General features: G+C 43.6%; 8 protein-coding genes. 1 reads left to right on the forward strand and 7 read right to left on the reverse strand.

The window, feature by feature from the left end:
* Positions 1–3 precede the first annotated feature (3 nt).
* The 4 genes from CGC65_RS19210 to CGC65_RS19225 form a co-directional block, all read right to left on the reverse strand.
* Positions 4–705 carry an RraA family protein gene (locus CGC65_RS19210; protein ID WP_002565014.1) on the reverse strand — a complete coding sequence of 234 codons (702 nt, stop codon included), beginning with the start codon at positions 703–705 and terminating at the stop codon, positions 4–6.
* Positions 706–722: 17 nt separating this feature from the next.
* A complete protein-coding gene (locus CGC65_RS19215; RefSeq protein WP_002565015.1) occupies positions 723–1,292 on the reverse strand; it encodes an HD domain-containing protein in 570 nt (189 codons plus the stop codon).
* A 605-nt stretch (positions 1,293–1,897) separates the two neighbouring features.
* Positions 1,898–4,114 (reverse strand): response regulator, encoded by a 2,217-nt coding sequence (locus CGC65_RS19220; protein ID WP_002565016.1) that lies wholly within the window; start codon positions 4,112–4,114, stop codon positions 1,898–1,900.
* Positions 4,115–4,258: 144 nt separating this feature from the next.
* Positions 4,259–5,977 (reverse strand): methyl-accepting chemotaxis protein, encoded by a 1,719-nt coding sequence (locus CGC65_RS19225; protein ID WP_002565017.1) that lies wholly within the window; start codon positions 5,975–5,977, stop codon positions 4,259–4,261.
* A gap of 237 nt (positions 5,978–6,214) precedes the next feature.
* Between CGC65_RS19225 and CGC65_RS19230 the strand changes: the two genes are divergently transcribed.
* Positions 6,215–7,672 carry a GntR family transcriptional regulator gene (locus tag CGC65_RS19230; protein ID WP_002565018.1) on the forward strand — a complete coding sequence of 486 codons (1,458 nt, stop codon included), beginning with the start codon at positions 6,215–6,217 and terminating at the stop codon, positions 7,670–7,672.
* A gap of 282 nt (positions 7,673–7,954) precedes the next feature.
* On the opposite strand, the gene CGC65_RS19235 is transcribed toward CGC65_RS19230, so the two are convergent.
* From CGC65_RS19235 to CGC65_RS19245, 3 genes are all read right to left on the reverse strand, one after another.
* Positions 7,955–9,562, reverse strand: coding sequence for an O-antigen ligase family protein (locus tag CGC65_RS19235; RefSeq protein ID WP_002565019.1), 1,608 nt, complete (start codon positions 9,560–9,562; stop codon positions 7,955–7,957).
* Positions 9,563–9,635: 73 nt separating this feature from the next.
* Positions 9,636–10,166, reverse strand: coding sequence for a hypothetical protein (locus CGC65_RS19240; RefSeq protein ID WP_002565020.1), 531 nt, complete (start codon positions 10,164–10,166; stop codon positions 9,636–9,638).
* Between the two features lie 57 nt (positions 10,167–10,223).
* Positions 10,224–14,618 (reverse strand): N-acetylmuramoyl-L-alanine amidase family protein, encoded by a 4,395-nt coding sequence (locus CGC65_RS19245; RefSeq protein WP_002565021.1) that lies wholly within the window; start codon positions 14,616–14,618, stop codon positions 10,224–10,226.
* Positions 14,619–14,626 lie beyond the last annotated feature (8 nt).

Consider the following 14,626-nt stretch of genomic DNA (forward strand, 5'->3'; position numbering starts at 1 on the left):
CTTTTAGCAGTTATAAACGTCATCTATAATCTCTACATTTTTCTTTTCCATCAAATCTTCTACCCACTGGCGGTTCACAGTCCCTTTTGCAGAATTCTCCGCTTTCTGTTTATCTGCCGCTGAGAGTGTCCTGGCTTTTTCAAGAATCTCTGCCGCATCCTGTCTCGGAATAACGATTACGCCGTCTTTATCGCCCAGAATAATATCTCCGGGGTTTACAGTAATGCTGCCGCACGCAATCGGAACATTTACCTCGCCAGGACCTTCTTTATAAGGGCCGGCCGGATTCGTTCCAGTTGCATAAATCGGCAGATGCCCTTTTGAAATCACATCAATATCCCGAATCGGCCCATCAATCACAATTCCGGCAATTTTTTTGAAACCCTGCATGTAATTATACATGATTTCTCCCATAATCGCCCGGCTCCGCTCGCCCTCGTTGGAAACAACAATCACATCGCCCGGCATAGACATATTCATTGCCTTATGAAGCATCATATTGTCACCAGGCCTTGCCTTCACCGTTAAAGCCACACCGCACATAATTGCTTCAGACGGGTTTGACATCAGTCTGATACTGGGATTCATGCCGCATAACCGTCCCATACAATCTGCTACATTTGCTGCCGGTAATTTGCTGAATTCTTCTACTAAATAGTTATCCGGTAAATTTCTCTTTAAAAAAACACGATTTCCAACTGCCATTTCCTTCTCCTCCTTTATCAATGCGTTTCCAGGCAAAGTGTTGTTCCTGCCTGAACAAAATGGATATCCGCATCCATCATATCCGCATAATATAAAATCATTCCTTCAATTGATCTGGGAATCACCTTTGACTGTCCGGAATGAGCAACCACCAGCCCTGTAACCTCATTAGGAAGCCCGTATTTTTGTGTATAATAACCGCTCAAAAATCCATGCTGGTAAATCTTACCCAGACTGCTCTTCCTGCTCGTTTTGCTTCCCTGGTCACCCATCTCCATTTCTTCAAGCTTACATACATCATGCAAAACCGCAGCAAGGATTAAAATATCAGTATCAATCTCATAACCATATTTTTCAACGGTATTTCGCGCAATCATAAGCGCATTCGCTGTAACACTTTCCGTATGCTTCACCAGTGCCACCCCAGGAGCACGGGTTGCAAACTGCGCGTCCGCTATATCTTCCCATGAGCTGTTTTCAAATGCTTCCACCCAGATTTCAGCTGCCTTTTTTGCATATTCCTGATTTTTTATCTCTGATAATTGGGGAAAATATGATCTAACCATCTCTTCTGTTATTTTGGTCATATTGAACCTCCTTCTGTTTCATTTAAAATATTCAGCATGCTTTTTATTTTCTGATATCATTATATATTCTTTTTTAACAACAGTAAAACAAGGTTATATTTATTTTTGACAACAAATCGTTGTAAAGAATATGGATTTATGGTGGTTTTTTATTGTATATATTGTGCAGGTTTGATGGATTATATGGCGGAGATTAAGGAATGATAATAAAAGAAATGCCTGCCAGCGAATATGTAGTGTTTCATTTCGGGGCTAAAATGCCAAGACAGTTTAGAGCCAGTTGCCGATAACATTTATTAAATAGGGTTTCCGCAATTGACTTGTCAGTTAAATGAATCCGCAACATATGTTTTTGCAAAGCATGGTGAGGAAGTGGGTGAAGAAGGGAAAAGCAAAATAGAGTACTGGGTTCCGATTTTACAGACAGCAAGGTCTGTAAACATTGAAACGAAAAATGACCGCCACGTTAGCGACGGCCAAGTAAATAATTACTCATTATGATAGATTGTATTTCCTTTTTATCTCAACTATTTTTCACCTGTCCGCCTTTTCTCTTGGTATAGCTTAAATGAGATTCTTTCAAAGGTAGACAATCATACTTTTGTCTACCTCAGCTTTGATACTAATGTATCATAAAAGATTTCCACATTAATGGGCTTTGCCAAATGTCCATTCATCCCGGCAGCCAATGCATGTTCCACATCCTCTTTAAATGCATTAGCTGTCATTGCTATGACAGGCACACGTTCAGCATCAGGATGGCTACTGGCACGCAATTGTTTTGTTGCTTCATAACCGTCTATAACAGGCATTTGTATATCCATTAAAATTAAATCGTAATAGCCACCAGGGGATGCAAGGAATATATCCAGCGCCTCTTTTCCATTTTCAGCACAGTCTATCTCGGCACCAGTCACCTTAAGGATTTCCATGGCAATTTCTCTGTTTAGTATATTATCTTCTACCAGCAGAAAATGTCTGCCCGGAAATTCCGGAGGAATGAACTGAGATATCTGTTCTGGCTCCTGCCCAAGTATATTCTTTGTCAGCGATACTAATATGTCATAAAGGCTTGATTCAAACAACGGTTTTAAGATAAACGCATTTGCTCCGTCTGACCTTGCTTTGTCCTCAATTTCAGCCCAATTGTAGGTAGAGATTATAATGTCTGGTTTCTTCGGACCAATTTTTTCGCGAATACAGCGTATTACCTCTATACCATCCACATTTGACAATTTCCAATCAATCATGCAGATATCATAATCCTGTAATGCTTTGTGGGCATTAAACACCCTCTGTAAAGCCTCATGTCCTTCACTTACACAGTCTGCATGAATACCCATTCTATTCAGAAGCATGGAAGCATAATTACAGTTGTCCTCATCGGGGTCTGCAACCAGCACTTTGAGAGGCTCCCATTCCCATTTTTTATGTTTTCCTTCGTTTGGTACATCGACAGGCAGAACAACCGTACAGGTAGTTCCTTCACCCAGTTTGCTTTCAACCTGTATGGAACCGCCCAGTAATTTAACCAGATTATAAGTAATAGCCATCCCAAGACCTGTTCCGCCATATTTTCGGGAAGTGCCGCTGTCGGCCTGCTCAAATGGTTTAAATATACGTTTCAGGTATTCATCGCTCATACCAATCCCTGTATCTTTGGTTATGAACTGGAGATGGGTTTTTCCATCAACAACAGGTGCTGGGTTTACTTCCAGATGAACCACACCGCCTTTTGGAGTGAATTTAATTGAATTGGAGAGGAGATTAAGGAGAATCTGGTTGATACGCATACAATCCCCAATATACACTGCTTCCGGAACGTTTTTTATACCACATTCAAATTTCAATCCCTGCTCTTCTGCTTGGGCATAAATGGTAGCTACAAGCGGTTCCAGCAACTGTTGTAGTTGAAAAGGTTCGTGGTTTACGGAGAGTTTTCCTTCTTCTATCTTAGACATATCCAACACATCGTTGATAATTGTCATCAGATGTCGGGAAGAAAATGTAATTTTAGAAAGACAGTCCTCTATCCTGTTGGAATCATCCAAATGTGTAGCCGCTATTTTTGTCATTCCAATGATTATACTCAAGGGGGTACGGATTTCATGGGACATACATGATAGAAACTCTTTCTTTACTTTGAAGGCTTTTTGCGCGTTATTAAGTGCATCCTTTAACTCCTGCTCCTGGATAGATAAAAGTTTTAAATTTTTTTTATCCATATATTCGGAATATATACTCAGTAATATAATACCGATTGAAAGCAGTAAGGAGACTGACACGGTAAGTACTGCGGTGTGTTTTGATGTTTCCGTCAACTCACAGACCTTATCATCAGCAAAATCTATTATTGTTGTTAAACAGTCACTAACCCTGTCATACTGAGGATATACATACAGAGCTAAATAGTTTGAGATCTCGTTCTCGGTATGTCCAACCACAAAGTCTACGGCTTTATCCTGCTGGGCAATCAGCTGATTCATGGCAGCCTGAAGGGTGTCCACATCCTCCTTAGGGCCGGAATAACAGCTATAAAGCCTCTCTATATCACTGAACTGCAAATCATACCGTTCCTGAAAAATCGAACGAACATTTTGCTCCCCCTTAAAATCATAGGTCAGGAATATACTCACAAAACGTTTCATATCCAACAAGCGTGACCTCATCCCCCTGGCACTGTTGCTGGATGTATAGGGATGGTCATATATATTTTGGGCTGTTTCCTGCATCCTATTGGCAGTATATATACTGATGGATGCAAATATTATAGTGACGGCACAGATAATAATTGTTATTTTTGACTTTATTTCTAAGTTCATACGCTTCCCTTTAACCTTCCAAAGTTCATCTTCTGCACATTTTTCTGAACTCAAAAGAAGTCCTGCGGATGTGCTTTTCCATGCCCATCATTTATTCGTTTTTCTGGATATCTGTTAACATTAGTGCACGCTGATACCTGCCAGTTAAGTCTTACAGGATTTCGATACCAAACGCGCTTCGCTATTTTCCAGTTTAAAACCATCAACTAAATTTTTTAATGACTGAGCCTGCCTGGCTAGTTCTTCGCTAGCACCAGCACTTTCCTCAGAAGTTGCAGTATTAGTCTGTACCACATAGGAAATCTGTCTAATACCCTGTGTTACCTGGGTCAGAGAGGAAGCCTGTCGACTGGCGGCATCGGCAATGTCATCCACCGTGCAAGATACTGTCTGCGTATTTTGGGCTACTTGTTCAAGGGATTGGGCAGTTTTGTCAGCGATTTTACGCCCTGTTTCTACCGCCTGAAGGGAACCTTCTATCAGGACTGCAGTATTTTTCGAGGCCCTTGCTGACTGCTCAGCAAGATTCCGCACTTCAGATGCCACTACAGAAAATCCTTTTCCAACAGCACCAGCACGTGCAGCTTCCACCGAAGCATTAAGTGCCAATATGTTAGTTTGAAAAGCAATATCTTCAATCACTTTTATTATTTTTTTGATTTCGGACGACTTATGGCTGATATCTTTCATTGCATTAACCATTTCCTGCATCTGATGCATGCAATCGTTAACAGATCCGCCTGCCTGCATCGTCTGCTCGCGGGCCTTTTCCACATTCGATGCCGTCTCCTGTACCTGCTCTGATATTACAGAAATAGAGTTTGCCAATTCCTCGACAGAACATGCCTGTTCTGCTGCCCCCTGTGCCAGAGTCTGCGAGCTGGCAGAAATCTGTTCTCCTCCTGCTGCCACCTGAAACGCAGCCTGGTTAATAAGTTGAAGCATATCACTTAAATTATTACGGAGATTTCGCATTGAGATTAGAATCCCTTCATAATTTCCCATATAAGCTTCTAAGGCATTGGAACAGGTTGTGAAGTCCCCTTTTGACAAATCTCCCATTATATGGGCGATATCAAAAATTATTTTCTTTTGTATACCAATTAAGTAGCGTATATTATTGGATAAGTCACCCACCTCATCCTTTGATATATATTTGACTTGTGCTGTTTCCAGTTCTCCTCTAGCTAACTTTTGGATTGCCATTTCTATTTCCTTTATAGGCTTACGGACGGTGTTCGATATATATAGTCCAATTGTTCCCGCCAATATAAAACTTAGGATAATAATGACTGTTACAAGGGTGATAGACATTTCCTGAGCTTTTTGACCATCCTGTACCATTTTCTTTGCATTTTCTCCTGCAATATCGGCTATCGCCTGCAATTTATCCGCCATTTGATTCAAATGCGGTACATAACCATTCTTCATTATGTCGAACGCTTTATCTTTCTTATTAGCCAGTATTGCGTCAAACACCTGGTTGCGATAAACAATCGCTTCTTTTTGAATTGATTCCACTTCATCTATCAGTGATTTATCACCCCGAAAGACTTGACGTATGATAGGAAACGTTTCACGCATCATTATAAGGCTATTGTCAGCATTCTCAATCAACTCTTTTGAGATTTCCTGATCTGATTCCACAATAGCCCTTAATATATCACCTCTTGCCTCTTGTATTTTCCTTCGGGCTGTGGCTACATTGACTGTCACAGTATAGTTGTTGTCATAGAAAATGGTTAAATTATCGCCGATGTGATTAAGCATAATCAGGGCCACAATACTTGCACACAGGCAAAGAAATATGATAACTACATATGACAATAAAAGCCTGGTTCTGATTTTCAAATTTTTCAACATTATATTCTCCCTATAGCCAATAATAATTATGGATAGTTATATTGATATATAGCAAGCACGGTAACCTTGACGTATTGCACCTTGTTTATATACATATTTATAAGAATAGCATAAAATACAAAAAACAGCAACCAGCTTATAGATACCGACTGCAAAATGAGTAGAAATTTCTTTTTTTCAATGTTATACTGATTTAAGTAATGAGTTTTTAAATTTCGTCTACCAGGAGGTATCCTTTTGAAAGAACAACTAGAATTAAATCAACTCATTTACAGCATAATTAAAACCCAGATTGAATTTGGAACTTATCGCTTTGAGGAACATCTACCGCCCATAGAAGAGATGGCGGACATACTGGTTGTATCTGTAGATACCATACGGCTTGCTTATCGCCGATTGCAGACAGATGGGTATATTACCCTTTCAAAACGTATTGGTTCTGTAGTTACAGTTCAATACGATGATAAAGAAGTAGAACAGAATATTCAGACTTATTTTGCAGAACGAGCTGACTCTCTGCTCGATATATGCCGTTCAATCCCGCTGCTGCTAAGAGGTATTCAGGTATCAACATGGAAAAGTATTCCACTGGAAGAATTAGATAAGATTGAACTTGATGCCTTACAGACTAAACCTGCCTTTTGGGTGTTGTTTTATATACAGACCCTATATAGAACGCTGAATAATGACCTATTAATGAATTTTTTCCTTTGGTTGAATACCTTTTATACATTACCTTTTTTGAGTCTGACTGATTATGAAAAATATGTAGACAGAGACATCTGTGCCATACCAGATATAATAAAATTCCGCCGGGAGGAAAATTGGACGGCACTTCAGGTCATTTCCAAAAATGTCCTTGAGAAACACCAGTCCAATATAAGCAGTTTTTATAAAACCAGAATTTCTGTTCCTCCCTCAAAAAACCAAATCACATTTACTTGGAGTTGTTACAAAAGAGCATCGCAGATTTGTTATTCTGTGGGAATGGATATTTTAACTTCAATTGCCCGTGAATATTACCCTGTAGGAAGTTTTTTACCTTCCCAAAAAAAACTCGCAAAAGAAAAACATGTCTCTGTCAGTACAATCCGCCAAACCCTCTCATTATTAAATAATCTCGGTATTGTAAAGACTATCAATGGAGTCGGCACGCAGGTTCTTTCGATGGATCAGATTGCAGACAACTGTAATTTAGCGAATCCAATTGTAAGGAAACGCTTATTAGACTGTAAGCAAAGCTTGCAACTCTTTGCATTGTCCTGCCGAGATGTTGCATCATTTACGATTTCCTCCATGGATGAATCAAGTCTGACGATATGGATGGAACAGCTCATTTTATTCGAACAATTAGACAAATTGGCGCTTATAGTACCGTTTTCTTTGAAATTCATGAGCCAGTCCGCACCTTATCAGACAATCAGAACATTCTACTCAGAATTATACAAGCAATTATTTTGGGGAGTCCCGCTTAGAGGTATGATGGGAACACAGGAAGTTATCAATGATATTTACCGACCATATCATCAATCTATGCTTAATTATCTAAAAAGTTCCGATGCAGAGGGATTTGCTGCAATATTGGAAGAGGCATCAAACCTGGCAGTTCAATTTGTATCTGAACGGCTAGCCAAATATGGGATACAGGAGACTGATAGTAAGTCTATCACTAAATATGGAAAGAATTCTATCTAGTATAAACGATTATAGTTAGCTTTTTGTCATGGTTCCAAAACATTAACTTTTATATACTATAAAAATAGAGGTTCTGTACTAAATATTGGTGTGTGTTGAAACGCACATCTCCAATATCCCTTTGGTTGTAATGAAATCTCCGGAAATGTTTATCCCATCAGAAACAGCAATATCTTTTCCCACTCCTGGACTGGCGTAATTCATTCTTTCCGGCCTCTGGCTATGAGCCCCTCAGTACCCCGGCGTGTGGCACTTCTATGTTGGTTTTAAAAGTTTGCTGATTTACGAAATTTCTTTATCGGCCTCATCCTCCCCGGATACTCCCATTGCCAGCAGCATCAGCATGACAGGTGTCACGATAGGAACGCTGATGTTGACTGCTGCCTGGGCAGCATAACAGATTACGGCAAAGGCAATTGCCATTACATAGGGCCGTTTTCCGGATAAACGAATCATTTTCCGGATGGATGTAACCAGTAATGCCAGATAGGCCACAAGTCCGGCCAAACCAACCGTCACCAGATATTGAAGATATTCATTATGAGCGCTGTCAAAAAATTCCCCATAGCGCATTACCATTTCATCATAATGGTTTTCCATGACAACCGCCCCATATGTATCCGGTCCTGCACCAAATATTTTCTGTTTAAAGGGAAACTTCCCATAACTTTCCATACCGATTCTCCATATGTACCAGCGATGCGTTCCCCAGTCGTCATTGATCGTCAGGTACTGTGCCAATCCGCCGTAGTTCCCTGCATTTCCACAGACATTCACATCATAAAGGGCAAAGCCGGTCAGGATAATTCCCACGGACAGGAATGCCAGCCAGGCCCACCTCCCCTTGTTTCCATCCCGCATAAGGGGATGGGTGTCCGGAATCATTTTCATCATCCAACACAGTATGAAGTACAAGGCCCACAGGACTGCCACCAGAAGAATCAGGTAATGTGAACCGGTTATGATACGGTACAATCCTCCCATTTGACCGGCAGCTCCTGATTGCGGCTTTGTCATCCTGTGCAAGCTCCAGAATTCCGAACTTAACACTGCCAGTATAAAAATGTAGGTTCTGACCCCCCTCAGGTTTTTGAATGCATACAGCGGTAAAAGCCCAATCAGAGCAAAGATTGCAAGGTAGGCATTATCACTCATCCCGGTAATAAGGGCAGCGAATGAAATCGACATGCAGAAAAGATACCATGTTTTCCTTATCCGGACCTCCTCTGTAAAGAACAACAGGACAGACGCTCCGGCCAGCATGGCTGCATAGGATGTATATGTATTAATGTTGCCAATGGTTGACATAAACATATAGTATTGTCCAGGGTCCATAAGATTCTTAAATCCAATAGGATCTATATCGAAGTATTGGAGGATTCCTATGATACACGCCCCCATGCCGGCTCCGAGAAACAGGTCCAGATACCATTGTCTTAAACGCAGACTCCTTCTTACGGCAAAATACATAAAAGCATAAGCAATCCATATCAGAAGACCAGAATACCTTCCATCATTTCCCAACAATGCTGCTGCGGGAGTTGCGGATTGCAGAGTGGATATACCGGCTATCAGTATAAAATCCAGCATGGACCAGTCAGAGGCACAGATTTTCCTTCTCCTGCCCGTACTCCTGTCACAGCCCAGATAGATTGACAAAATTAAAAAAATTACATTTACCATCAGAAATACAACTGCAAAGATAATCACTACTTTGTAATAAAAAAATGTTTTAAAATTCAGTATATCAAAGTAATAGTCCCTGAACGCAAGAGGAAACACCCCTATTATAATGATCGCAAAAATACCTGCCAGTCCGGAATTCATCCCTCGCCATTTTGAATAAAAACTTTTAATATTTGCAATACTGGTTTTCTTCCCACTATCCATGACTCCCCCCTTTCAGGTAATTCCAGAAGCAGCCATGACTGATACCATGGCTGCCTCCGTTACTCCTTCTTTTTTACATCTTTAAATCCTTATTTATCCGTTTTTGGCACATATAGGTATTTGCCTCCTCCAACATTCTCATCAGCTCCAGCGCACTGCGAAAAGCAATATAATGCGTCCCTGTATAATTGCACCGGAGCCTCCCCTGCATAGAGGAATTCTGCCGGAACAACACATGGATCAGAATGACCTCCTTCGCAGCTGTTACATATGGGTACAGGTTCCCTGCCACTTCCTCTTTTTCCAGAACTTTCCCGGAACTTTTTTGCCGTTTCCCCCTCAGCGCCCTGTACTGCTGCTCCCTTTCTTTTTGCAGGAACCGCGGTTCTGTTGTTGCCATAGGGGCACCCACCATTTCACACACCTCATCAAGGGCCAGTATCAGCCCGTGGATTCCTCTAAAGCTTACAGGACAAGGCAGATGATAATTTACAATGATACCATATGGCATATTATTTTCATGACCGTTTATACACACAAGCATCATACACGCCCTGTCCGTACCTGCCATTTCAATCTGAAGGTTCCTTTCCTCACTCAGCATGGTCCACTCCTTTGCAGTACAACCGCAGACATTGTTTTGGAACTTTATTCGCCGTTTTTACGGTGTCTCCCTCATCCATCTGCCGTTTTCATCCACCATATATCCATCAGGGGTTATTTCATTTACATATAATGTACCCATCGGCTTTCCGCTCTGGCTTCCGGTACTGAAGAAATACCAGTACTCGCCCAGCTTCTGCCATCCTGTTGCCATACCTCCGGTAAACTGATTCAGATAGTACCACTTCATATCCTTTGCGTCATAGTACCAGCCCATGACTAAACGTCCAAAGTCAGCCCCCTGGTCCTCTTTAAGATAATACCAGTGTCCGCCCGCGTCCATGTACCATCCGTAATCCATGATACCGGCTGCGTTAAAATGATAGGTACAGGTCTGCCGGGCATCCTTGTACTTGATGTTTATCCATTGGTCTTTGATGATTCTTCCGCTCCTCAGTATAAATGACCATTGTCTGCCATCCGTGTCAATGCTTTCCCATCGCCCTTCCGTACCAATGGTGTATGTTCTGTAATCGTTAAAGGTATTTCCCGGTCCAAGACTTCTGCCCCCGCCGGAACCCCCCCGTGAGCCGCCGCCGGAACCCCCACCGGAACCCCCGCCGGAACCCCCGCCGGAACCCCCGCCGGAACCCCCGCCGCCTGGTTGGTTGGGATTGTCCGGGTCATCTGGATTGTTGCCGCCGGAAGTAATGGAGTCCACAAGGGCTTTTAAAGTGTCATAGGCTTCCAAAAGCTCATCAACAGTCGGGCGGTAGATTCTGTTGGCAACCTCCAGGGCAATGTCAATTGCTTCGCTTAACTCCTCCCTGTCCTCTTCACTTACCGACTGATTGTTCTTCAATACCTGGGCAATGGAAATCTGGTCTAATAGCTTCTGTCTTGCTTCCTGCCACTGCGCATCATCTTCCGTCTGGTAGAGTACATGCAGGGTCAGGTTCTTTGTAACCGGCTCGCCTGTGTCATAACCGTTACCCGAAGAGGCAGTCTTTCCCAGCCCCTTATACTCCCATACAATTCCGGTAATCGGATCCGTATAGTCCTCAAATATATCCAGATCCATGAATCCTTCCGCGTCCTCCAGGGCTGTGTCGGACCTGACCTTAATTATATGTTCCATGGAACGTTTATCGTCAATGATTTTTACCTCATGGGCTTTCAGGTAGGTCAGTACATAGGTGCTTTCCACGTTTGCATCAAAGGAGACAACTCCTGTAAAACCGGAATCCATATCATCCGGAGCCGGCTCCATAGGCACCTCTGTACATGTATATTCCCCATCCAAATCCTCCAAGTTCCACAGATGGTAATCCGTATAGCCGTGCATACTGCGGTCAAGGACAGCGTACACCCTGATATCCGGTTCTTTATTCACATCGGACGGAATCTCCTTATTGCTGCCGCCCACCTGTCTTGCCAGTACAGACGATAATGTCCAGGGTACCTTTACCGAATCATTGCCGACTTCAGATTTTACCGCTTCGGACTCCGATGCCTTGGGCGCGCGCTGGGTGAACTTGACTGTGTAAAGTACGTCAACCCCTGCTGTCATAGCATCCTGGTCACTGCTGTTATTAGTCAGTTCATCAATTAAATCCTCCATCCTGTCATCTGACAGGTCAAGGGCCACAGCCCCTGTCTTAGGGGTATAATCAATAGAAGCATTGCCGGGTGTTGCTGCCGCCGCAGCATAATAGTTCGCCTGAAGCACCAGATTCCCTTCCGGCATGGTGATAGCAGGGTTTCTCCTGGTCTTATCGGCCAGTGTCAGCTTGCCAATCAGCGCGCTCCACTGCCGGAACCCCTGCCCCTGGCTGTTGGTGGTTTCAGCATCCAATGAAATTACATCCCCGGCCTTTACCACTGCTGTTTTATCATCATCAAAGTCAATTATGGCTCCGTCACGCATGATTTTAGTGATAAAACCGCCGTTTGTCAGGGCTATGGTATAATCCTGCTGTTCCTGCGTATTTCCTATAACCGCAACCTGCGTACCTAAAAGAATCTTATCGGCAGCGGCCGTGTCCTCTCCCGGCTGTTTTGCAACCACCACATACAGCTGGTTTGACTCCAGTCCTCCAAGTACCGCACGAGGTGATGCGCCGGAAGACATGACCCATTCGTCCTCATCGGCCCCGGGTACATCTATTACATCGCCCTCCATGTTAAGGATTGCATACAGGGTTTCCGGATTTGCAGGCTCAACCACCACCTGCTTCATACCAGCCCCATCATCTTCCACATCATAGTTGGTGCCGAGAGCGGGCACTGTCACACGTGAAGGCGGGCCGAAGGTATCCGGGTCCAGATGTTCCGGAAGGATTACGCCTATATCCGGGTTAGCGCTCTGGTTAAGCTCATAGACATAGTAGCTTGTACATGGATTTAATCCGGTAAACCCAGTGTTTTTTAACTGGCTTCCCAGTTTGGTTCCAACCACCCTGTAATCCATATCAGTCAATGCGTATCTGCGGTTTTCATTGGCGCCGGATACGCTCACTTTCCCGCTTCCATCGTTGTCTACGGTCCCCCGGGCATCCGGCATTGCCAATATGTTGTCATCACTGATTCCAATAGGGATAAACCTTGCAGTATAGGTCTGGTCTGCATTGATTGTCTGTGCATTCTGCATCCGGTTTCCATTCTCGTCAAACCAGCCGCCAAACATATAGAAATTATCAGGCAGGGTGCTGGGAAGTGCCAGGGATGACCAGGATGTCCCTATTTCCACATGGCTTGTCCTGCTCCCCTCAATGGTACCGTGGGGACCGGAGACAAATTTCAGATCAAACCATTCTCCTTCTGTTTCCTCAAAATTCGCGAACAGTTTAATGGAGGCATTAATTGCAGTGTCATCTGCCAACTTTTGTCCTGTTTTATTACTTCCGTTGGATGTAGCCTTGTACCAGCCGTCAAAACTGTAGTGAGGTGAAGGAGTTGGCATGAGCCCTTCCGTTACCTGGGCCAGGGTATTGTTTTCTGACTTTTTAACAAACTTAGGGGCTGTATTTCCATTAAAGGAGCCATTCTGTCCATTGTAGAATTCTACTTTTGCCCAATATGTCTCATCCGTCAGCTCTTCGGTGTAGGTGATAGTTACAGTTCCACCCTGAAGATTTGGGGTCAGGTTCAGTTTCTTAGTCTCCTGGTCCAGGGATACGTCTGACAGACTGTCTTCCCATACTATATTAGGAGGATAAACATAACCTGACATTTTATCCACATCAACTTCCACCGGTACTCCCGGCTGCACGGCCCGCGTCTCCTCTTCACGCAGTATATTGCCGTGGTTATCCATGCGTTTCACCCGAAGTGTGGTTACAAAGCTGGGATCCAGTTCATATTGATAGGTAAATGTTATGGCCTGGTTCGGCATCTTACCCGTAAAATGATAGTTGGAAGTATTGAGACTCACCCCTGCATCCTCAGCGGATATAACACCCGTCCCCTCCAGATCCGTAATTCCGCCGTCCGTCAGTTCCGCTGATGCAATCAGATAAGAATTAATGGCAGCCGGCTCAATAACATAATCAGATTCCACCGGAAGGGTTCTGCTCTCCGGGGCTTTAATCTGATTGCCCTCCATATCCACGTACCGTACAGTAATCAGGAATTTTTTTGTCGGATCAGGTTCATAACGGTAAGCCGCTGTCAGATAATCATTGGGCATACTTCCCCTTACCGCATTGGTGGAAGCGTTGATGCTTGCCCCTCCCTCTGTCATGGTGCCATGTCCGCTTGCTTCGCCGTATTTGCGGACTTTATTATTCTTTAGAAGCACGGACTTAAACCGATATCCCGGAATATCCCTTCTGTATGTTGCGGAGATGGGATTATTGGCCATCTGGGTGCTTTCCCAGGTTGATTCAAAGAATTTTCTTAAATCAGGATCATCATAATCCCCCGGCCACCCGCTGCTGTCATCCGCCTCATCTCTGGCTGTGTTAAAATCCCTGTAATGTTCTACCCTGAACGTATATGGGGTGGTTTCATTTCCCTTCCACACCGCGTTGTAGGTTGTTACGGAATCATACGGGAAAGCATAAGGGAGTGTCTCCACCCGATTGCCGCTGGTTCCATACCAGCCGTCAAATGTATAGCCGTCCCATGTAATACCATTAAAATCCGGGACCTTCGGCCTTGCCCCGGAACCGAAGTCATCTGTGGGCAGTCCGGCAAAGTTGGCAGAACTGGTCAGAGGACTCCCAGCCTGTCCATCTGCCACAAACAGATTTCCCTCCATAGCCCCGCCGGATGCCACGCTGCTATAACTGGAAAGCTGGACTCCCGGACCGTTTTGGGGATCAAATTTAAGCTTAACCGGATCCCCAAAATTAACCGCATACGCCGGATATCCCGGGGCAGCCATGGAAAATACCATGGCTGCCGCCAGCATCCCTGCCAGCTTTGATTTTATATTATATCTCTTTCTCATCCGGTTCC

The organism is Enterocloster bolteae, assembly GCF_002234575.2.
Lineage (GTDB): Bacteria > Bacillota > Clostridia > Lachnospirales > Lachnospiraceae > Enterocloster > Enterocloster bolteae.

Bases quoted from the DNA above. Each gene is read 5' to 3' on its own strand.
- CGC65_RS19235 (WP_002565019.1), bottom strand. From the start codon at position 9,562: ATGGATAGTGGGAAGAAAACCAGTATTGCAAATATTAAAAGTTTTTAT.
- CGC65_RS19240 (WP_002565020.1), bottom strand. From the start codon at position 10,166: ATGCTGAGTGAGGAAAGGAACCTTCAGATTGAAATGGCAGGTACGGAC.
- CGC65_RS19220 (WP_002565016.1), bottom strand. From the start codon at position 4,114: ATGAACTTAGAAATAAAGTCAAAAATAACAATTATTATCTGTGCCGTC.
- CGC65_RS19245 (WP_002565021.1), bottom strand. From the start codon at position 14,618: ATGAGAAAGAGATATAATATAAAATCAAAGCTGGCAGGGATGCTGGCG.
- CGC65_RS19225 (WP_002565017.1), bottom strand. From the start codon at position 5,977: ATGTTGAAAAATTTGAAAATCAGAACCAGGCTTTTATTGTCATATGTA.
- CGC65_RS19210 (WP_002565014.1), bottom strand. From the start codon at position 705: ATGGCAGTTGGAAATCGTGTTTTTTTAAAGAGAAATTTACCGGATAAC.
- CGC65_RS19215 (WP_002565015.1), bottom strand. From the start codon at position 1,292: ATGACCAAAATAACAGAAGAGATGGTTAGATCATATTTTCCCCAATTA.